This is a genomic window from Spirillospora sp. CA-294931, from assembly GCF_050946795.1.
In the GTDB taxonomy this organism is placed as follows: domain Bacteria; phylum Actinomycetota; class Actinomycetes; order Streptosporangiales; family Streptosporangiaceae; genus Spirillospora.
Map to the genome: position 1 here is coordinate 1,488,962 of NZ_CP192006.1, position 18,623 is coordinate 1,507,584.

Genomic DNA, 18,623 nt, shown 5'->3' on the forward strand with positions numbered 1-18,623 from the left:
CACATGGACATCCTGCGGTTCGCTACCGCGGGTTCGGTCGATGACGGCAAGTCGACGCTGATCGGGCGGCTTCTCTTCGACTCCAAGTCGATCTTCGAGGACCAGTTGGAGTCGGTGGAGCGGACCAGCGTCGATCGGGGGGAGGAGTACACCAACCTCGCGCTGCTGACCGACGGGCTTCGTGCCGAGCGGGAGCAGGGCATCACGATCGATGTGGCGTATCGGTATTTCGCGACGCCGCGGCGCAAGTTCATCATCGCCGACACTCCGGGGCACATCCAGTACACGCGGAACATGGTGACCGGGGCGTCCACGGCGGATCTGGCGATCATCCTGGTCGACGCCCGCAAGGGGATCTTGGAGCAGTCGCGTCGGCATGCTTTTCTGGCGACCTTGTTGAAGGTTCCGCACCTGGTCGTCGCGGTGAACAAGATGGACCTGGTCGACTATGACCAGGCCACGTATGAGGGCATTCTCGACGAGTTCACGGCGTTCGCGGCCAAGCTCGACATCGGCGACCTGACCTTCATCCCGATCTCGGCGCTGCACGGCGACAACGTGGTCGACCGCAGCGTGAACATGCCCTGGTACGACGGTTCGTCCCTGCTGCACCATCTGGAGCACGTGCACATCGCCTCGGACCGCAACCTGATCGATGTGCGGTTCCCGGTGCAGTATGTGATCCGGCCGCACGCCTCGACTGACCCGGAGTTGCATGACTATCGGGGGTATGCGGGGCAGGTCGCGGGTGGGGTGCTCAAGCCGGGTGACGAGGTCGTCCATCTGCCGTCGGGGTTGACCACGACGATCGCGGGGATCGACGGGCCCAATGGCCCGGTGGCCGAGGCTCATGCTCCGATGTCGGTCACGTTGAGGCTGGCCGACGACATTGATATTTCTCGTGGCGACATGATCGCTCGGCCCAACAACCGTCCCGAGGTCGCCCAGGACCTGGAGGCGATGGTCTGCTGGATGACGCCCGACCGGCAGCTCACGCCCCGGACGAAGCTGGTCATCAAGCACACCACGCGCACGGCCAAGACCATGGTCAAAGACCTGCACTACCGGCTGGACGTCAACACCCTGCACCGCGACGAGTCCGCCGGGGGCCTCGGCCTCAACGAGATCGGCCGCATCACCCTGCGGGTGACCCAGCCGCTGTTCGTCGACGACTACGCCCGCAATCGGCTCACCGGCGGGTTCATCCTCATCGACGAGACCACCAACAACACCGTCGCCGCCGGGATGATCGTCAACGCGAGGTAGCGCTCGCGGTTCGGCGTGAGCGGCCGTCGGGTCCAGGTAATGTCTGGGGAACATTCATTCCCTGTTTTACCTGGAGCCTCGTTTGTCCGCGATCAGGGTCGCCGGGTGAGGGCGCTGGTGCTGGCCGGCGGGTCCGGGTCGCGGCTGCGGCCGATCACCCACACCTCCGCCAAGCAGCTCGTCCCGGTCGCCAACAAGCCCGTGCTGTTCTACGGGCTCGAGGCCATCCGCGACGCGGGGATCGTCGAGGTCGGCATCGTCGTCGGCGACACCGCGCCGGAGATCCGCCGTGCGGTCGGTGACGGCTCCGCCTTCGGGCTCAAGGTCACCTATATCCCGCAGGACGCGCCGCGCGGCCTGGCGCACGCCGTTCTGATCGCGCGGGAGTTCCTCGGCGACGACGACTTCGTGATGTACCTGGGCGACAACTTCGTCGTGGGCGGCATCAGCGACCTGGTGGCGCGGTTTCGCCAGGAGCGGCCCGACGCCCAGATCATGCTCACCCGGGTCAGCGATCCGCGTGCCTTCGGCGTCGCCGAGCTCGGCGTCGACGGCCGGGTCGTCGGCCTGGAGGAGAAGCCCGAGCGTCCCAAGAGCGATCTCGCGCTGGTCGGCGTCTACCTGTTCAGCCCCGCCGTGCACAAGGCCGTCGCCGGGCTGACGCCGTCCCGGCGGGACGAACTGGAGATCACCGACGCCATCCAGGCCCTGATCGACGGGGGCCGCCGGGTCGAGTCCACGGTGATCTCGGGCTACTGGAAGGACACCGGCAACGTCACCGACATGCTGGAGGTCAACCGGTTGGTCCTGGAAAGCGTCGAACCTTCCGTGAAGGGTGAGGTGGACGAGGCCAGCGAGCTGATCGGCCGGGTCGTGGTGGAGCCGGGCGTGACGGTTTCGCGCTCGCGTGTCGTCGGGCCCGTGGTCATCGGGGCGGGCTCGGTCGTCCGCGACTCCTACGTGGGTCCGTTCACCTCCATCGACCGCGACTGCACGGTCGCCGACAGCGAGATCGAGTACTCGATCGTGCTGCGCGGCGCGTCCATCGACGGGGTCGGCCGCATCGAGTGCTCCCTGATCGGCAGGGAGGCGCGGGTGACGCCCGCGCCGCGCGTCCCCCGGGCGCACCGGCTCGTGCTGGGCGACCACAGCACCGTGCAGATCAGCAGATGAGAGGGGCAGCATGACGCGTCGCGTCCTGGTCACCGGCGGCGCCGGGTTCATCGGCTCGCAGTACGTCCGTGACCTGGTGTCCGGGACGTTCCCCGCCTTCGCCGGGGCCGAGGTCACCGTGCTCGACCGGCTCACCTACGCGGGCAACCTGGCCAACCTGGAGCCCGTCGAGGGCGGGTTCGCCTTCGCGCACGGCGACATCTGCGACGACGCGCTGCTCGCCCGGGTCGTCCCGGGCCACGACCTGGTGATCAACTTTGCCGCCGAGTCGCATGTGGACCGGTCGATCGCCAGCGCGGGCGAGTTCGTCCGGACCAATGTCCTGGGCGTCCAGGCCCTCATGCAGGCGTGCCTTTCGGCGGGGACGCCCCGTGTCGTGCAGGTTTCCACCGACGAGGTCTACGGGAGCATCGACGCCGGTTCGTGGGACGAGGCGGCCCCGCTCGCCCCCAACTCCCCGTACGCCGCGGCCAAGGCGGGCGGCGACCTGATCGCCCTCGCGTACGCGCGCACCCACGGCCTGCCGGTCAGCATCACCCGCTGCGGCAACAACTACGGGCCGTACCAGTACCCCGAGAAGGTCATCCCGCTCTTCGCCACCAACCTGATGGACGGCCTGAGCGTCCCGCTCTACGGCGACGGCGGCAACGTCCGCGACTGGATCCATGTCTCCGACCACTGCCGGGGCGTCCAGCTCGTCGCCGAGCGCGGCGAGCCCGGCGAGGTCTACCACATCGCGGGCACCGCCGAGCTGACCAACCTGGAGCTGACCGGACGCCTGCTGGATGCGCTCGGCGCGACCTGGGACGGCGTCGAGCGCGTCCCCGACCGCAAGGGCCACGACCGCCGCTACTCGCTCTCCGACGCCAGGCTCCGCGCGCTCGGCTACGCCCCCCGGGTCGGCTTCGATGACGGCCTGGCCGAGACCATCCGCTGGTACCAGGCCAACCGCGCCTGGTGGGAGCCGCTCAAGAAGCGGGCGAAGGACGCCGCGTGACCTGGCTGATCACCGGGGCCGGGGGAATGCTCGGCACCGACCTGACCGCGCGCCTGGACGGCGCGCTCGCGCTCGACCGGGACGCCCTCGACCTGCGCGACGCCGAGGCCGTCCGCGCGACCCTGCACCGCACCAGGCCCGCCACCGTGGTCAACTGCGCCGCCTGGACGGCCGTCGACGACGCCGAGGAGCACGAGGCCGAGGCGCTGGCCGTCAACGGCACGGCCGTCCAGACCCTCGCGACGACCTGCGCGGAGATCGGCGCCACCCTGATCCAGGTCTCCACCGACTACGTCTTCGACGGCACCTCGCCCGAGCCCTATGCCGAGGACGCGCCCACCGCCCCCGTCAACGCCTACGGCCGTACCAAGCTCGCGGGGGAGCGCGCCGTGCTGGCCACGGGCCGGGGCTACGTCGTCCGCACCGAGTGGCTCTACGGCGCCCACGGCCCCAACTTCGTCGCCACGATGATCCGGCTGGAGGCCGAGCGGGACACGATCGCGGTCGTCGACGACCAGCATGGCCAGCCCACCTGGACGGGCGATCTCGCCGACCGGATCATCGCGCTGGCGGCCTCGGACGCGCCGCCGGGCGTCTACCACGGCACCAGCGCGGGCCGGACGACCTGGTACGGCCTGGCCCGCGAGGTCTTCACGCTGCTGGGCGCCGACCCCGACCGGGTCGCCCCCACCACGACGGCAGCCTTCCCCCGCCCGGCCGCGCGTCCGGCCAACAGCGTCCTGGCCCATGACCGCTGGTCCGAGGCGGGCCTGCCCCCGATGCCTCCGTGGCAGGAGGCTCTGCGGAAGGGGTGGCCCACCCTGCTCTAGCGGTTGTAGTAGGCCATGCAGGCTTCGTAGCTGGGGAGGTGGCCCGCCGCCCGGGCCTCGGCGAGCGTGGGGGCGGCGGCGTCCTTGGCCGACAGGACGGGCTCCACGTCGGCGGGCCAGTCGATCGCCAGGGCCGGGTCGAACGGGTGCACCTCGTGCTCGGCCGACGGGGTGTAGGGCTCGGAGCTCAGATAGACGACCGTGCTGTCGTCTTCGAGGCTGAGGATCGCATGGCCGAGACCCTCGGCGACGTAGACGCAGCGGCGGCTCCGCTCGTCCAGCCGGACGCTCGTCCAGGAGCCGAAGGTCGGCGAGCCCTCGCGCACGTCGACCACGACGTCGAGGATCGCCCCCCGTACGCAGGTGATGTACTTGGCCTGGCCAGGCGGGACGTCGGCGTAGTGGACGCCGCGCAGCACGCCCCGGGCCGAGACCGAGATGTTGGCCTGGGCGAGCCCGAGACGGTGCCCGACCTTCTCAAGCGCGTCCTGCCGGAACCATTCGTGGAACGAGCCGCGCTGGTCCCCGTGGACCCGGGGGGTGAACGAGAACGTACCTTCGATATCGAGTGGTTCCATCCGAAAGAGGATGCCACAAGGTCAGGGCACCGCGACCGCCTCGTGGGGCCGCGGCGCGGGGACGTCCCCGCCCTGGCGGCGCAGGGTCTCGGCCCAGGCGATCAGGATGAACAGCCAGATGCCCGAGACGTTCGCGGGGGCGGCCAGGCCCTCGGTGGTGATGCTGTCGACCAGGAAGAACGTCAGGATCCCGATCAGCAGGCCCGCGTCGGCGCGCAGCGAGCGGTGGCGGGCCAGGAACAGCAGGACGCAGCCGAGGGTGAGCAGCAGGGCCGCGAAGATGGCGGTGCCGACCGTCCCGTTGTCGACCAGGGCGTTGACGAAGGCGTTGTGGCCGCCGCCCAGCCCGATGTCCTCAAGGAACAGCCCCCGGGACGCGCCCAGGCCGCGTCCGAAGACGGGTTCCTCGGAGTAGGCCCGCATCGCCAGGGCCCACAACTCGGTGCGGGAGTTGAGCGAGGCGACCTTGTCGGCGGTCTCGCCGCGCGCCACGAACGCCAGGATCTTCTCGGAGAAGGCCAGCGCGGCGACGGTCGCGACGGCGGCGCCGAGGACGACGGTGTCGGCGCGGCCGCGCGGGCCCCGGGCGCTGGCCAGCAGGGCCAGGATTCCGGCCGCGCACCCTGCGGCCGCCCCCCGGGTGCCGGTGGCCACCAGGGAGCCCGCGAAGACCACGAAGGCGCCCGCGTAGATGATCGGGTGCCAGAGGCGGTGCCCGGCGTCCTCACGGCGGCGGATCAGGTAGCTCAGGACGAGGATCAGCGCGACCGAGAGGTAGACGCCCGCCGTCACCGGGTGCACGTAGAGCCAGTTGAAGCGGTCTTCGGTGCGGGACGTGCGGGGGAACGGATGGGCGACGCCGATCGCGACCGAGGCCAGGACGATCGCGATGAAGGCGTGGGCCAGGCGGTGCAGGTCGCGGGGCGTGGCCCGGGTGGCGACGGCGTGCGCGACGAAGGCGGTGACCAGCAGCTGCGTGCCGCGCACCAGGCCCAGCGACTTGAACGGCGACCACAGCGCCGACGCCGCGACGTACACCGCGAACGACCAGGCGGCGAACTGGAGGCCGGTGATCCTGCGGGTGGGCGGGCGCAGGCCGAACCGGTGCGCGAGGTACAGCGCCGCGCAGGCGTAGACGCCGATCTCGGCCAGGACGGTGAAGTCGGCGCTGCCGCTCACGGCCTGGTCCACCTCGCGGCTGCGCAGCTTGTAGTCGCTGGCCAGCATGAGGACCAGCGGCAGGACGGCCGGCCACCAGCCGGCCGATTCGGGGCGCGGGCCGCGGCGGGGGAAGAAGATCAAGGGACGCTCCCGGGTGGAAAAGCGAATCCCAGGATACGAGCGTTCCGCCGTCCTCAGGCTGGGTCGCCGCCGTTCGCCGGAGCTAGCGGATCGTCCAGGCGCCCATGTGTCGTGTGCCGGGGGCCTGGCCGACGAGCTTGGCGATCTCGCGGGGCAGGGGCAGCGCGCTCGCCCTGCCCCGCTCGGCCACGGACGCTTCGAGGGTGCCGTCCGCACCGGCCGCGCCCCTGGACTCGTGGGCCTGTCCCCGGGCCTCCTGGCCGGTGGCGGCCTTGAACTGGGAGAGCCCGGCGAAGTCGTGCGGCGTCCAGATGATCAGGCTCCGGGGCGCCCCGAACTGCCGGACGTAGGTGTTGCCGTTGACCACCAGGCCCATCTGGGACGCCTTCCGCTCGTGCGAGTGGTCTTCGACGCAGAGCAGGCACGCGGTGCCGGGCCTGGGGTCGGCGAGCGTGTTGTTGCTGATCGTGATCTTCTCGACCAGCCAGGTCATCGCCGGGTCGGGGCGTGTCTGGCGCGGGTCGCGTCCCGGCGTGGACGGGTCGGACGGGCGGCGCCCGTCCTGCACGAGATGGATCGTGCGGCCGTTCTTGGCCAGGGTGTTGTTCCAGATCCGGACGTCGGAGGTGCCGTTGACGCGCAGGCCGTCACCGGCGTTGTCGCGGACGGCGTTCCCGGCGACGACCGCCTTGGCGCTGAGCTCCAGCGAGATCCCGTGGGAGGAGTTGCGGACGACCCGGTTGCCGGTCAGCGTGATGTCGTAGACGGACTCGTCCATCCAGATGCCCTTGCCCAGGTTGTCGACGGTGACGCTGTCGACGACCGCGACCTTCCGCGAGCGGGTGACCTTGATGCCGCCCGAGACCGGGGCGGACTTGAAGCGCTCGGTGTTGTTGTGCGCCGTGCGCACCTTGTCGAGCCGCAGGTCGTCGGCCTGGTTGGCGTGGATGCCGAGCAGGCCCGAGCGGGTGGCGGTGACGTGCCGGACGCGGGCGCGGGGTGCCAGCACGCTCAGCCCGGTGGTGGCCGAGTCGGTGACGGCGACGTTCTCGACGGTGACGTCGGGGGCGGCCACCTTCACCGAGCCGAGCTGGGGGAGCGCGGTGGCGTAGCGGCGGACGCCGACGCCGCGCAGCACCGACCCCGCGCCGCGCACGGTGACCGCCTCGCCCAGCGCGCTGGCCCGCACCTCGTGGCCGGCCGGGTCGGAGCCGAGAAGCAGGCGGCGGGCCCGCTCGTCCACGTAGAAGGTGCCGGGCTCGACCTCGCCGGGCGAGCCGACCTGCCGCAGCGCGGTGCCGTCGATCCACATCTGGTCGGGGTGGGCCGCCATCGGGTGCTTGGGGTCGACGAACTGGAAGTCGGGGTCGGCGCTGACCGGGGCGCCGGAGGTGTAGCTCGGGCTGGAGTCGAACCGCGCGGCCCAGCCGTCGCTGGTCCAGGCGCCGTCCGCACGGCGCCACCCGGTGACCGGGACGCTGCCGTCGAACCAGGCCGCCTCGCCCGGATGGGACTGGAGCGTCAGTTTCTTCCCCGAGGGGATGGTGACCGTCTCGTGGTAGGTCCCCTTGCGCAGGACGATCGTCCCCCCGGGACGCGCCTTCTGCACGGCCTTCACCACCGTGCGCAGCGGCTTGTCCTTGGTGCCGGGGGCGGAGTCGTCGCCGGTGGGCGCGACGAAGACGGCGTCGTCCGGCTCCTTGTAGGAGGTGGTGCCGATGGTGGCCGCGCCCGAGGGACCGGTGGTCGCGGCGGCGGGCGGAGCCTCGTCGTCGCCGAACGGGAGCAGCCAGGCGAGCAGGCCGATGAGGCCGACCAGCGGAAGCGCGAGGAGCGTGAGCGGCGCCACGCGACGCGAACCGTGAGACATGCAGTCCCCTTACCCCCGTGGGACACGCTGACCTCCGAAGGTATCCGGCCCGTGTCCCCGCGGCCAGCCGGTCGGCGGCGCGGCGCGTCAGCGGTGCAGCGACCCCGCGAAGACGGCCGTCTTGTGGGTGGCGCTGAAGGCCACGCCGAGCAGGACGGACTTGTAGCCGCTGCTCGGCACGTCGAAGACATAGGACGCGGACCGGGTCTTGCCGGGCGCGACGGTGCCGTAGAAGTCGTTGAGGTTGGCGTAGGAGGCGGGCGCGGCCTGCGTGCGCTTGGGCCCGTAGCGGGCCTGGACCCGGACGTTGTTGAGGTCGAGCGGCTTGGGCGAGCCGTTGGCGAAGCGCAGGGTGAAGATCGTCAGGACCTTGCCCGCGACCTCGCCGGGCCCGTCGGCCTTGGGCTTGACGTGGCGGATGTCGGCCACCACGACGGAGATCTTGTCGTCGTACCGCACCGGCTTGCGCAGGCCGACGGTCTTCTTGAACGAGACCGAGCCCGGCGCGGACGTCGCCGCCGACTCGGGCTGCTCGCTGGGCGCGGGGGGCGGCGGGCCGGTCTTCTGCGCCGCCTTCTTCTTGTCCCCGCCCGAGCAGCCGGTCATCGCCATCGTCAGCGCCAGCGCCGCGCCGGTCAGGGCGAGAAGCCTGGACGAACGCGTTCGCGGGTGGGACATGCGTCGGTCTCCTCGATCGTCGTGCGGGGGGCCCGAGGCGCCTGCGGGAGGGGGCGGGACGCCCGGCGCGCTGGAGGTGGACTTCAGTGTAGACACTGCCGCGGATGGCCGTTCCGCCACCGGAAGCGCATGCTTCGTGCGACGCTTGGGCGCCCCCGAGGTTTACCGTCCGCGCGGGGTGAATTTTCAATTCGCGCGATCTTTCCGGGTGCTTTTCCGAAACCGGTCACGATTTCGTGAGTCATCCACCTGGCCGATCCGGACAAGTACTAACATCTCTTGACCGGAGTGGCCGTCGGGGCCGCTGAGGTCTTAATGGGCAGGGGAACCGACTCGTGAGAGGTCTTATGCGCCAGCGTCGCCTCGGACGGCGGAGCGGCATCGCGGCCGCCTCGACCATCGCACTGATCGGCGCCGCCGTCACGCCGGCCGTGACCGCCGGTGCCGACACCGTCCCACCCGCGGGCACGCCCGCGACGGTGAGCGTCGACCCGCTTCCGACCTGGCAGGTCAACGGGGTCGTCTGGAGCATGACGACGGTGGGCAACACCGTCTACGCCACCGGCAACTTCACCAAGGCCCGCCCGCCGGGCACCGCTCCCGGCAACGCCAAAGAGGTGGCCCGCCAGAACATCCTGGCCTTCGACCTCACGACCGGGAACCTGAACACCGCCTTCAACCACTCGCTGAACGGGCAGGGCCTGCGCATCGTCCGGTCCCCGGACGGCAAGCGCGTCTACGTGGGCGGCGAGTTCACCACCGTCGACGGCAAGGCCCGCTCGCGGCTGGCGGCCTTCGACACCGCGACCGGGGCGCTGGTCCCCAACTTCGCGCCCAAGGTGTCCAACAAGGTGCGGGGCATCGCGGCCACCAACTCGACCGTCTACTTCGGCGGCAACTTCTTCAACGTCAACGGCAAGTCCAGGACGCGGCTCGCGGCGGTGAAGGCCGCCGACGGCACCAACATCGACACCTGGCGTCCCACGGCCGACGACAACGAGGTCATGGCCATGGCGATGGCCCCGGCCCAGACCCGCGTGATCATCGGCGGCGCGTTCCAGAAGCTCAACGGCGCCGACAAGGTCGGCATCGGCGCGGTCGACGCGACCTCCGGGGCCTCGGCCACCTGGACCAGCCGTCCCATCCCCTCGCGCATCGGCGACAACAAGTCGTACGTGACCGACCTGACCGTCTCGGGCGACACGGTGTACGGCACCGCGAACGGCGACGGCCACCACTGGTTCGACGGCCGCTTCGCCGCCAAGACCGTTGACGGCGCGCTGACCTGGCTCGACAACTGCTACGGCGCGTCCTACGGCATCTTCGTCCAGAACCAGTCGGTCTACAGCGTCTCGCACGCCCACGACTGCTCCTCGCTCGGCGCGTTCCCCGAGACCAGCCCGCAGACCTGGCACCGGGCGCTCGCCACGACCACGGCCGCGACCGGCACCGACAAGACGGCCCCCGGCACCAACAGCAACTACCGGGGCCAGCCGATCCCGAGCCTGCTGCACTGGTACCCGACGCTGGCCATGGGCTCGTTCACCGGCCAGTACCAGGCCGCCTGGGCGGTCACGGGCAACGCCGAGTACGTCGCGATGGGCGGCGAGTTCCCGCGCGTCAACGGGTTCGCCCAGCAGGGCCTGACCCGCTTCGCCGTCAAGGCCAAGGTGCCCAACAAGTCCGGGCCGATCAAGGCCTCGCTCGGCACGCCCACCGCCCGCAAGGACTGGGGCTCCCCCAAGATCACGGTCACCTGGAAGGGCACCTGGGACATGGACAACAAGTCCCTGACCTACGAGGTGCTCCGTGACGCCGGGACGACCCCGATCGGCACGCTCAACCGCGACTCCAACTTCTGGCAGCTGCCGAGCATCAGCTTCGTGGACGCCAACCCGCCCGCGGGCAAGCACACCTACAAGATCAGGGTCAAGGACCCGCTCGGCAACACGATCACCGGTCCCGTCTCCAACGAGGCCGGCTGACCCGACCCAGCACAGCTTCGCCCCCGGCGCTCGCGCCGGGGGCGAACGCGTCTACCCACGAAAACACTCCGCCGACGCTCCGCGTCTTCGCGGGGGAGGCGACGGTGCGGACGCGTTTGGGGTGGGTGGGTGTGGCCGGATCTGGTCAGCGGTTGCGGTGGAGGGCTTTTCGGGTGAGGCGGCGGGCGGCCAGGTCTTCGCAGAGGCGCTCGTAGTCGGCGGCGACGTCGTCCCAGACGTAGCGTTCGGAGGCTCGTTTGCGGGCGGCCGCGCCTCGGTCGGCGGCCGCGCCGGGGGCGGCCTCGGCGGCCTCGATCTCGGTGGCCAGGGCGGCGGCGTCGCCGAAGAAGCGGCCCGCCTCCTCGCCCAGGACCTCGCGGTTGAAGTTGACGTCGTAGGCCACCACGCAGGCCCCGGCGCCCATGGCGCGCAGCAGCGAGGGGTTGGTGCCGCCGACCGAGTGGCCGTGGACGTAGGTCAGCGCGCCCGCGTACAGGGCGTCCAGCAGGTCCTGGTCCCAGACGCCGCCGAGGAAGGTGATGCGCGGGTCGTCCCCGGCCAGCTCCTTCACCTGGGCGGTGTAGGCGTCGGAGTAGGGCGCGGACCCCACGACGACCAGGGGCTTGGACGCCGTCGAGCGGCGGTATCCCTCGACGGCGAGGTGCACGTGGTTCTCGGGCTCGAAGCGCGCCACGACCAGGTGGTAGCCGCCCGGCTCGTAGCCCGCCTCGGCGAGCTTGGCGATGTCGGGCGCGGTGAGGATCGGGGCGCCGTAGGCGATGAAGACCGACGAGACCCCGAACCGCTCGCGGTAGTAGTCCTGGATGCCGAGCGCGTCGGCGATCAGGGCGTCGGACCAGCGCACGGCCAGGCTCTCGGCGGTGCGGTAGTAGCGCTGGCCCGTCCCGCTCCACTTGGTGCGCTTCCACTCCAGGCCGTCGACGTGGGTCGCGACCGGGATGCGCAGGGCGCGCAGGACCGGCAGCAGCGGGGCGTTGGCCGCGTTGAACACCAGCGCGACGTCGGCGCCCTGGCGGGCGATCTTGCGGCGGGCGGCGTGCAGCGTGGAGAGCCCGGTGTGGGTCAGGGTCTCGGCGACCTTCTTCTCCAGCGCGGGCAGGTGGACCAGGCGCATGCCGAGGTACTCGGGTTCGGGGTGGCGCTCGCCCCGGCAGTACACGGTCACCTCGTGACCCGCTGCCGCCAGGCGCTTGCCGATCTCCTCCACGGCGGTCTCGAAGCCGCCGTAACGAGCGGGGACCCCACGGGTCCCCACCATGGCGATACGCACCATGACCCCCTGCTATTGGCACATCTCGGTCGCGGAACCGGAACAGACTACGCGCACGGGCACCGTGCAAACCGGCGATAAAAGCGAGTTAATCTGAAAGTCTTGCGACCGCCAGGGTTTTCGGTGTGTGCCTGGGGTACAAGGGGAGGCGTTTCGCCGGAGGGAGGCGAGGTTGGACGAGCTCGACAACAGATCCGTCGTGGTGCTCGCGCATCCTTCGCCCGACCTCTACGGCTCCGACCGGATGCTGATCGAGTCCGTCCGGGCGCTGGTCCCGGAGCGTCGCGTGGTCGTCACGCTACCGTCCGGTGGTCCGCTGGCGCGAGCGCTCGACGACGCCGGTGCCGAAATCGTGATCTTGCCGGTCCCGGTGCTCCGCAAGGCCTACATGTCGCCGCTCGGCCTGGTGCGGCTCGCCGCCTCGGCCACGCGCGCGCTTCCCCGGGCCGTCGGGTTGCTCCGCCGCCACAAGGCCGCGGCCCTGTACGTCAACACCGTGACCGTCCCGCTGTGGCTTGTCGCCGGGCGGCTGGCGCGCGTCCCGTCGCTGTGCCACGTGCACGAGGCCGAGGACGGCGTGCCCGGCCCCGTCCGCGCGGCGCTGGCCCTGCCGCTGAGGTTGGCCAAGGTGCTGGTGGTGAACAGCCGGGCGAGCGCGGCGGCGCTCGGACGTCCCGGCGAACGAGGCGTGGTGATCTACAACGGGGTCGACGGACCCGGCCGGTTCGCCGGGCCCCGTGCCGAGATCGCCGGTCCGGCCCGGGTCGTCCTGGTCGGACGCCTGTCGCCGCGCAAGGGCACCGACGTGGCCGTCCGGGCGGTGCGGCTGTTGCGCGAACGCGGCCACGATGTGTCGCTTACTCTGGTCGGGAGCGTCTTCCCCGGCTACGAGTGGTACGAGGCGGAGTTGCGCGAGCTGGCCGACGAGCACGTCACCTTCGCCGGTTTCCGCTCCCGCGTCTGGGACTCGTTCGCCGAGGCGGACGTGGCGATCGTGCCGTCGCGGGTCGAGCCGTTCGGCAATGTCGCCGTCGAGGCGATGCTGGCCGGACGGCCGGTGGTCGCCGCCGCCACCCAGGGGCTGACGGAGATCGTCTCCGACGGCGACAACGGTGTGCTCGTCCCGCCGGACGACCCCGCCGCGCTCGCCGACGGCATCGCCCGCCTGCTGGCCGACTGGGACGGCGCGCTGGCGATGGCCGACCGGGGCCGCGACGACGCGGTCCGGCGGTTCGGACAGGACCGCTACCACCGAGAGCTGCGCGAAACCGTCCGCGACCTGATCGACGGCCATGACGCCCCCGCCCCCTCCAGGACGCAGAGCATCTGATGACCGCACAGACCAACGTCCCGGCCACTCCGGAGATCAGCCTCGTCGAGGCCCTCTGGCGCTTCCGGCTGATGTCCCTGCTCATCGTGGTGGCGTCGGTCGCGGTGTCGGTGGGCGTCACCCAGTTCATGTTCAACGGGGCCCAGGCCACCGCGAGGTTCGCGGTGACCGACCCGACGAACAACAACAACGTCCTGCGCATGGGCGTGGTGTCCGGCCAGGGCTACGCCACCTACACCGCGCAGCGGGCCGCGTTCGCCGGGTCGACCCCGGTGCTGACCCGGGCCGTCCAGATCATCAAGGACAAGCAGGGGCCCGCGCTGACCAGCGAGGGGCTCCGCGGCCGGGTGAAGACCTCCAGCAAGCCCGACGGCGGCGTGGTGATCGTGAGCGCGACGGGCGCCGACATGGCCGAGGCGGCGACGACCGCCAACGCCGTGGTGCAGGCGTACCAGGAGGTCACGATCTCCACCAACACCGAGAAGCTCGACCGTCAGCTGCAGAACATCCAGGCGGCCGAGAAGAAGGTGACCGACCAGATGGCGGTCACCACCGTGGGCAGCCGCAGCTACCGGCTGCTGGCGACGAACCTGAACAAGCTCCAGGCGCAGGCCAGCGGTGTGGTCTCGGCGCGTGCCAACGCCAACGACGGCGTCCAGTTCGTCGACACCGCCGACCCGGCGGCCGCGGTGGGCAGCAAGCTGCCGCGCAACGCCGCGATCGGCCTGGCCATCGGACTGATCGCCGCCTGCGTGGTGGCGTTCCTGCGGGCCTCGGCGACGCCGCGCCGGCCGCGTTCGCGGCCGCGTCCGGTGGTCGTCGGCGGTCCGTCCCCGGGGCCGGCCCCCGAGCTCGGCCCCGGTACGGACTCCGCCGCGCCGGGCGCGCTGCCGCCGCCCTACTCGCGCGGACGCCGGGCGCGCAACGGCGCGGCGCCGGTCGACCCGGTGGTCGAGCGCTCCGGTCGCGTCTGGACGCACGAAGAGGTGCACGGCCGTCCCGGCAACGGGGGCTACGGCAACGGGTCCTACGGCAACGGCGCACCGCCCCCGCCGCCCGCGCCCGCCCCCGCCCCGTCCGCGCCCGTCGCGCCCACGTCGTTCTCGCGCTCGATGCTCAACACCTCCGACTCCGGCAAGGAAGACCCGCTGTCCGACAAGCTCGACCGCGACGACAAGAACGAGTCCCCGGCCCCCGCCGACCTGTGGGGCGGCGGCTTCGACCCGGCGGGCGACCCGACCCGGACGGCCGACGACCGCTCCTCGTCCTCCCGCGAGACCAAGCCCTCCGACGACCAGGAGAGCGGCGGCACCGAACCCGAGGCCGACCTGGGAAAAGGCGACTCGGCCCTGATGCGCTACGACCTGGATCGGTGAGCCCGGCCGCCCGGGGCGGCCTGGCGAAGAAGGCGGCGCGGCTGCTGGGATCGGCGGGCGGGGCGGTCACCGTCCAGTTCGTGACGGCGGGCGGCAGCCTGGTCGTGCAGGCGCTGGCCGCCCGCAGCCTGGGCGCCGACGGCTACGGCGCCTACGCGCTGTACTTCGCCGTCCTGGTGCTGATCACCTCGGTGCAGACCAGCTGGGTCGGCGACACCCTGACGGTGTTCGACCGGTTCGATCCCCGCATCCGGGGCGCGCTGATCCTCTCGGTGGCCGGGTCGGTGCTGGCCGGTGCGCTGGTGGGCGCCGCGGTGTCGCTGGCGATGGGGATCGGCGGCCCGTCGGCGACGCTCCTGTTCGCGCTCCTGGTGGCGCTGTGGCTGCTGAACGAGACCGGACGGCGGGTCTTCACGGCCCGCATGGAGTTCTGGCGGCTGGCGGTGGGCGACGGCTGCTACCTGCTGGTCACGTTCGCCGTCCTCGGGCTGGAGCTGGCGGCGGGCACCCGGGCCAGCGTCGAGCTGCTTCTCGGCGCGATGTGCGCGGGCTGCATGGCCTCGATCGTGCTGGCCTGCGTGCGGCTGCCCGCGCGCGAGTACGAGGCCGCCCCGCTGCGCGGCACCGCGTTCCGCGAGATCGCCGGGTTCGCGTGGTGGCGTTCGATCCAGGCCGGCATCAGGCCGGGGGCGTTGCTGCTGGCCCGGCTGATGATCGTCGGGTTCGCGTCCACGGCCGCGCTGGCCTCGATCGAGGCCGGACGGCTGCTGCTCGCGCCCGCGCTGACGTTCGTCAACGGCGCCGGCTGGTTCCTGCTGGGCGACTTCGCCAAGGCCGAGCGCGAGGGACGTCCGATGCGCGCCGCGAAGGCCGTGCGGGCCTGCGCCCTGATGGCGGCGATCGCCCTGGTGATGAGCCTGGCCGGAATCCTGCTGGCCGGGTGGCTCGGCCCGGTGGTCACCGGCGGCTCCTTCGAGGTGGACGGTGTCGCGCTCGTCGGGTGGGGCGTGTACGCGGTGTGCTTCGCCTGCACGCTGCCGCTCGCCAGCCTGGCCACCGCGCGCAAGCGGTCCCGCGCGGTGTTCGCCATCCGGGGTTCGGAGGCGCTGTCCGGCCTGGTGGTCCTGGCCGTCCTGCTCGCCGCCGACCCCGGGAACGCCGGGCTGGCGCCGTTCTGCCTGGGCGCCGGGGGGCTGGTCTCGGCGGCGCTGCTGTGGCGCCTGCTGAGGCGGGGCGACCCACCCAGGGACGCGGTCGAACCGCAGGTCAGCACGGGCGAAACGGAGTTCCGTGAGAGTTCACGTCTGTGACACGGACCGGGTGAAGAGCTGCTAATCTTTGCGGTTTCAGGACTAATTCGAGCCTTTCGGTGTATGGCGGCAGGGGGTCGTATGCGCGGGGTGGTGGGCTACGTTCCCGGGGTCTTCGACCTCTTCCACGTCGGCCACCTCGATGTCCTCCGCCGCGCGGCCGCGGGCTGCGACCGGCTCGTCGTGGGCGTGCTGAGCGACGAGGCCGCCGAGGCCGCCTACGGGACGCGTCCGGTCGTCCCGCTGATCGAGCGCCTGGAGATCATCGCCAACGTCCGCGATGTCGCCCGCGCCGTCCCGCTCGACGACCCCGCGCCGCTCGCCGCGCTGGACGAGCTGGGCTTCGCGGTGCTGTTCTGCGGTCACGAGCCCCCGCTTCCCGGCCTTGACGCGCTGGCGGACCGCGAGGTCCGGGTGGAGCGTTTCGACGGCGTCGCCGAGACCGGCAGCGCCGCCCTCAGGGCCGCGCTGCGCGACGGATCGCCCCGGACCTCGGTCGCGTGAGCGCCTTCGGCGACGCGCTGACCCGGCTGGCGTCCGCGCAGAAGAGCGCCAAGGGCGCGCCCGCCTACTCGCGGTTCGTCAACCGCAAGCTGGGCCGCGTGCTGGCCGCCGCGTCCTACGTCGTGGGGCTCACGCCGAACCAGGTCACCGCCGTCAGCGCCCTGTTCACCTTCACCGGCATCGCCCTGATCGCGCTGGTCGAGCCCGCCCTCTGGCTGGGCGTCGCGGTCTGCCTGGCCCTGGTGGTCGGGTACGCCTTCGACGCCGCCGACGGCCAGCTCGCCCGGCTGCGCGGCGGCGGGTCGCCGTCCGGCGAGTACCTCGACCACATGGTCGACAGCCTGAAGATCTCCGCGCTGCACTCGGCGGTGCTGATCTCGTTCTACCGGTTCTTCGACCTCGACCGGGCCGCCTACCTGCTGATCCCGATCGGCTTCACGATCGTCGCCGCGGTGATGTTCTTCGGCATGATCCTCAAGGATCTGCTCGCCCGCGCCCACCGCGCCGCCGCGGGCGCGCCGCCCCCGGCGCCGCAGGCGCCCTCGACGCTCCGGTCGCTGCTGGTGATCCCGACCGACTACGGCCTGCTCTGCGCCTCGTTCCTGCTGCTGGGGGTCGAGGACGTCTTCTTCCCGCTCTACGCGCTGATCTTCGCGGGCAACCTGCTGTTCCTGGCCGCCGCCTCGGTCAAGTGGTTCCGCGAGGTCGCGGCGCTGGCGTCCCCGGAGCCCGTCCGCGAGACGGCGGGACGCTGACATGGCGCTCGTCGGTTACGTGCCGGGCGCGTACGACATGTTCCACATCGGGCACCTCAACATCCTCAAGCGCGCGCGGCGGCAGTGCGACCACCTCATCGCGGGCGTGGTCACCGACGAGGTGCTCGAAAAGGCCAAGGGGCGGGCGCCGATCGTCCCGCTGGCCGAGCGTCTGGAGATCGTGGGCGGCATGGCCTGCGTGGACGAGGTCGTCACCGACGTCTCCAGCGACAAGCGCGTCATGTGGGAGCGGCTGGGCTTCGACGTCCTGTTCAAGGGCGACGACTGGAAGGGCACCCCCAAGGGCGACCGGCTGGAGCGCGACCTTGGGGCCGTGGGCGTGAGGGTCGTCTACTTCCCCTACACCGTCCACACGTCCAGCACCGTCCTGCGACGCCTCATCACAGGGCCGCGCACCTAAGAGGCCACGGCCTGCTTGGTGTCTTCGGCCTCGGGGGCGCGGCGGTGATGGTTGCGCAGGACGAGCCAGACGGCGGTGCTCAGCACGGCCAGGGCCACCAGCGTCCAGGCCAGGGGCGTGATGCCCAGGCCGAACATCTTCAGGGCCGAGGCGACCAGGACGAAGGCCAGCGCGCGGCGGATGAGAGTGCCGGGCGCGCGGGAGGAGATCTTGGAGCCGATGTAGACGCCGGGGATCGAGCCGACCAGCAGCGCGGCGGTGACCTCCATGCGGAAGTCGCCGAACAGCAAATGGCCCAGCGCGGCGGCGAACACCAGCGGGACGGCCTGGAGCAGGTCGGTGCCGACCAACTGGTTGGCCTTGAGCGCGGGGTAGAGGGCCAGCAGGGCCACGATGATCAGGGAGCCCGAGCCGACCGAGGTGATGCCGACGACCAGGCCGCCGATGATGCCGGTCACCACCGTGGGCACGGGACGGATGACGATCTCGGGGGTGGTGGTCGCGGCGGGCTCGCCCGGGGCTGCGGTGCGGCGCTCGTCGGGGGAGTGGCGGGCGGCCCGGTCGCGCATGGCCAGGTAGCCGCGGACGATCAGGCCCCCGGCGGCGATGAGCAGGGCGACGCCCATGGCCTTGGAGATGACGTCCTGGACGGTCTCGCCGTCGCCCATGGCGCGGGCCAGCAGGACGCCGCTGAACGCGGCGGGCACCGAGCCGACGCAGAGCCAGCCGACGAGCCGCATGTTGATCGTGCCCTGGCGGTAGTGCACCGCGCTGCCGACGGGCTTCATGACGGCGGCGGCGACCAGGTCGCTGGAGACGGCGGCCAGGGGGCTGACGCCGAAGAAGGTGACCAGCATCGGGGTCATCAGCGCCCCGCCGCCCATCCCGGTGAGGCCGACGACGATGGCGACCAGGAACGAGCCGAACGCCATCGTCCAATCGAAGTCCATCGCCATG

General features: G+C 71.6%; 17 protein-coding genes. 11 read left to right on the forward strand and 6 right to left on the reverse strand.

Going from position 1 to position 18,623, the window contains the following annotated elements:
- Positions 1-3 precede the first annotated feature (3 nt).
- The 4 genes from ACQPY4_RS07005 to rfbD all read left to right on the forward strand — a co-directional run bounded on the left by ACQPY4_RS07005 (position 4) and on the right by rfbD (position 4,266).
- A complete protein-coding gene (locus ACQPY4_RS07005) occupies positions 4-1,266 on the forward strand; it encodes a sulfate adenylyltransferase subunit 1 (protein WP_433338840.1) in 1,263 nt (420 codons plus the stop codon).
- Between the two features lie 105 nt (positions 1,267-1,371).
- Positions 1,372-2,439: a glucose-1-phosphate thymidylyltransferase gene (locus ACQPY4_RS07010; RefSeq protein ID WP_433333615.1), complete on the forward strand. Its 1,068-nt coding sequence runs from the start codon at positions 1,372-1,374 to the stop codon at positions 2,437-2,439.
- A gap of 10 nt (positions 2,440-2,449) precedes the next feature.
- Positions 2,450-3,436 (forward strand): dTDP-glucose 4,6-dehydratase, encoded by a 987-nt coding sequence (rfbB, locus tag ACQPY4_RS07015; RefSeq protein ID WP_433333617.1) that lies wholly within the window; start codon positions 2,450-2,452, stop codon positions 3,434-3,436.
- Complete coding sequence (gene rfbD / locus ACQPY4_RS07020) at positions 3,433-4,266, forward strand: dTDP-4-dehydrorhamnose reductase (protein ID WP_433333619.1); 834 nt, start codon at positions 3,433-3,435, stop codon at positions 4,264-4,266. The genes rfbB and rfbD overlap by 4 nt, the downstream gene beginning before the upstream one ends.
- Here rfbD and rfbC read toward each other — a convergent pair.
- The 4 genes from rfbC to ACQPY4_RS07040 all read right to left on the reverse strand — a co-directional run bounded on the left by rfbC (position 4,263) and on the right by ACQPY4_RS07040 (position 8,694).
- Positions 4,263-4,844 (reverse strand): dTDP-4-dehydrorhamnose 3,5-epimerase, encoded by a 582-nt coding sequence (gene rfbC / locus ACQPY4_RS07025; protein WP_433333621.1) that lies wholly within the window; start codon positions 4,842-4,844, stop codon positions 4,263-4,265. The two genes, rfbD and rfbC, sit on opposite strands and share 4 nt — an antisense overlap.
- Before the next feature lie 21 nt (positions 4,845-4,865).
- Positions 4,866-6,146 carry an O-antigen ligase family protein gene (locus ACQPY4_RS07030; protein ID WP_433333623.1) on the reverse strand — a complete coding sequence of 427 codons (1,281 nt, stop codon included), beginning with the start codon at positions 6,144-6,146 and terminating at the stop codon, positions 4,866-4,868.
- Positions 6,147-6,228: 82 nt separating this feature from the next.
- Positions 6,229-8,016 (reverse strand): right-handed parallel beta-helix repeat-containing protein, encoded by a 1,788-nt coding sequence (locus ACQPY4_RS07035; protein ID WP_433333625.1) that lies wholly within the window; start codon positions 8,014-8,016, stop codon positions 6,229-6,231.
- Positions 8,017-8,103: 87 nt separating this feature from the next.
- Positions 8,104-8,694 carry a hypothetical protein gene (locus ACQPY4_RS07040; protein WP_433333627.1) on the reverse strand — a complete coding sequence of 197 codons (591 nt, stop codon included), beginning with the start codon at positions 8,692-8,694 and terminating at the stop codon, positions 8,104-8,106.
- 347 nt (positions 8,695-9,041) lie between these two features.
- On the opposite strand from ACQPY4_RS07040, the gene ACQPY4_RS07045 reads away from it, so the two are divergent.
- Positions 9,042-10,679, forward strand: a complete 1,638-nt coding sequence (locus ACQPY4_RS07045; protein ID WP_433333629.1) for a hypothetical protein — start codon at positions 9,042-9,044, stop codon at positions 10,677-10,679.
- 145 nt (positions 10,680-10,824) lie between these two features.
- Here the strand turns inward: ACQPY4_RS07045 and ACQPY4_RS07050 are convergent, their stop codons facing one another.
- Positions 10,825-11,973, reverse strand: coding sequence for a DUF1972 domain-containing protein (locus tag ACQPY4_RS07050; RefSeq protein WP_433333631.1), 1,149 nt, complete (start codon positions 11,971-11,973; stop codon positions 10,825-10,827).
- Positions 11,974-12,142: 169 nt separating this feature from the next.
- Here ACQPY4_RS07050 and ACQPY4_RS07055 point away from each other — a divergent pair, with 169 nt between their 5' ends.
- The 6 genes from ACQPY4_RS07055 to ACQPY4_RS07080 all read left to right on the forward strand — a co-directional run bounded on the left by ACQPY4_RS07055 (position 12,143) and on the right by ACQPY4_RS07080 (position 17,666).
- The gene (locus tag ACQPY4_RS07055; protein ID WP_433333633.1) at positions 12,143-13,300 is read left to right on the forward strand and encodes a glycosyltransferase family 4 protein; all 1,158 of its coding nucleotides are present in this window, start codon (positions 12,143-12,145) and stop codon (positions 13,298-13,300) included.
- Positions 13,300-14,676: a hypothetical protein gene (locus tag ACQPY4_RS07060; RefSeq protein ID WP_433333635.1), complete on the forward strand. Its 1,377-nt coding sequence runs from the start codon at positions 13,300-13,302 to the stop codon at positions 14,674-14,676. The genes ACQPY4_RS07055 and ACQPY4_RS07060 overlap by 1 nt, the downstream gene beginning before the upstream one ends.
- On the forward strand, positions 14,673-15,986 hold the full coding sequence (locus ACQPY4_RS07065; RefSeq protein WP_433333637.1) for a lipopolysaccharide biosynthesis protein: 1,314 nt from the start codon (positions 14,673-14,675) through the stop codon (positions 15,984-15,986). The genes ACQPY4_RS07060 and ACQPY4_RS07065 overlap by 4 nt, the downstream gene beginning before the upstream one ends.
- Positions 15,987-16,067: 81 nt before the next feature.
- Positions 16,068-16,490 (forward strand): adenylyltransferase/cytidyltransferase family protein, encoded by a 423-nt coding sequence (locus ACQPY4_RS07070; protein WP_433333639.1) that lies wholly within the window; start codon positions 16,068-16,070, stop codon positions 16,488-16,490.
- Positions 16,487-17,245 (forward strand): CDP-alcohol phosphatidyltransferase family protein, encoded by a 759-nt coding sequence (locus ACQPY4_RS07075; protein WP_433333641.1) that lies wholly within the window; start codon positions 16,487-16,489, stop codon positions 17,243-17,245. The genes ACQPY4_RS07070 and ACQPY4_RS07075 overlap by 4 nt, the downstream gene beginning before the upstream one ends.
- 1 nt (position 17,246) lies before the next feature.
- Complete coding sequence (locus tag ACQPY4_RS07080) at positions 17,247-17,666, forward strand: adenylyltransferase/cytidyltransferase family protein (RefSeq protein WP_433333643.1); 420 nt, start codon at positions 17,247-17,249, stop codon at positions 17,664-17,666.
- Here the strand turns inward: ACQPY4_RS07080 and ACQPY4_RS07085 are convergent.
- Positions 17,663-18,616 (reverse strand): sulfite exporter TauE/SafE family protein, encoded by a 954-nt coding sequence (locus ACQPY4_RS07085; protein WP_433333645.1) that lies wholly within the window; start codon positions 18,614-18,616, stop codon positions 17,663-17,665. The genes ACQPY4_RS07080 and ACQPY4_RS07085 overlap by 4 nt on opposite strands.
- Positions 18,617-18,623 lie beyond the last annotated feature (7 nt).

Coding starts and splice junctions, on each gene's coding strand:
- ACQPY4_RS07035 (WP_433333625.1), bottom strand. CDS start 8,016: ATGTCTCACGGTTCGCGTCGCGTGGCGCCGCTCACGCTCCTCGCGCTT.
- ACQPY4_RS07045 (WP_433333629.1), top strand. CDS start 9,042: ATGCGCCAGCGTCGCCTCGGACGGCGGAGCGGCATCGCGGCCGCCTCG.
- ACQPY4_RS07060 (WP_433333635.1), top strand. CDS start 13,300: ATGACCGCACAGACCAACGTCCCGGCCACTCCGGAGATCAGCCTCGTC.
- ACQPY4_RS07040 (WP_433333627.1), bottom strand. CDS start 8,694: ATGTCCCACCCGCGAACGCGTTCGTCCAGGCTTCTCGCCCTGACCGGC.
- ACQPY4_RS07050 (WP_433333631.1), bottom strand. CDS start 11,973: ATGGTGCGTATCGCCATGGTGGGGACCCGTGGGGTCCCCGCTCGTTAC.
- ACQPY4_RS07070 (WP_433333639.1), top strand. CDS start 16,068: ATGCGCGGGGTGGTGGGCTACGTTCCCGGGGTCTTCGACCTCTTCCAC.
- rfbB (WP_433333617.1), top strand. CDS start 2,450: ATGACGCGTCGCGTCCTGGTCACCGGCGGCGCCGGGTTCATCGGCTCG.
- ACQPY4_RS07085 (WP_433333645.1), bottom strand. CDS start 18,616: ATGGACTTCGATTGGACGATGGCGTTCGGCTCGTTCCTGGTCGCCATC.
- ACQPY4_RS07080 (WP_433333643.1), top strand. CDS start 17,247: ATGGCGCTCGTCGGTTACGTGCCGGGCGCGTACGACATGTTCCACATC.
- ACQPY4_RS07005 (WP_433338840.1), top strand. CDS start 4: ATGGACATCCTGCGGTTCGCTACCGCGGGTTCGGTCGATGACGGCAAG.
- rfbC (WP_433333621.1), bottom strand. CDS start 4,844: ATGGAACCACTCGATATCGAAGGTACGTTCTCGTTCACCCCCCGGGTC.